Here is a 747-nt window from a genome sequence, read left to right as displayed (position 1 = left end):
CGGCCGCGCGCCTGCGTATGCCGCACCACGCCTCAAGCAGAGGCAATATGATCATTGCAAGGCCGTCATTGCCATCCAGGAGTTTCCTCACATTGCCATCAAACACCCGACCCGTTCCTTTGGGGACGATAAGACCGAACGTCTTCATCACACCGCGGATCTGGTTGCTAAGTTGGGTTGAGATGCTCAGAAGCTGATTGCGGGCCGCCACCAGCGTGCGCGTCAGCATGCTGTCGAAAGCCTTTACCCGGACGGCCTTGTAGAAGCCGGCTTCGGCCAGTTGCGCCAAGCCATCCGCATCATTGGCATCGGTCTTGTTGAGCGTCTGGTTCAAGACCTTTTGCGCGTGCCGCGATTCAATGCAGATCGCCGGCACCCCTTCTTTGATCAGCGCATGATAGAACCAGGTCGACAACGGCCCCGTCTCGAAGACAACGCGCTTACAATGGGGGGCATGTTTACGGATGATTTCGGCGAGAAGTTTCGGGTCCGAAGCGCACTTCCCCCGCCAGATCCGCTTACCCCCCCTGTCGGATCGAGATCGCAGTCTCTTTCAATGAAACATCAAGCCCGATATATTGATCCATGGTTGCTCTCCGTTCGATGTTTTGGGCCCGGTTCCAATCGTGAGCCCGTATTGCCATCTTATCGGGGGCAACCACCCCTGCCAGCCATCACCGTAAAAAAATGACCTGGGGCGATCGCGCCGCGATTACCCCATGTTTTGCGACAACGACATGCATGAAA

The 747-nt window shown here is 56.6% G+C and carries 1 pseudogene; it reads right to left on the bottom strand.

Annotated elements, in window-relative coordinates:
- A pseudogene (locus tag AAE029_RS36185) lies at nt 1–587 on the bottom strand (transposase); the annotation flags it as partial.
- Nucleotides 588–747: the final 160 nt, after the last annotated feature.

Source organism: Sinorhizobium sp. CB7 (genome assembly GCF_041357635.1).
In the GTDB taxonomy this organism is placed as follows: domain Bacteria; phylum Pseudomonadota; class Alphaproteobacteria; order Rhizobiales; family Rhizobiaceae; genus Rhizobium.
Note: the sequence above shows the minus strand (reverse complement) of the source record. Positions and strands in the feature narration are given on the sequence as shown.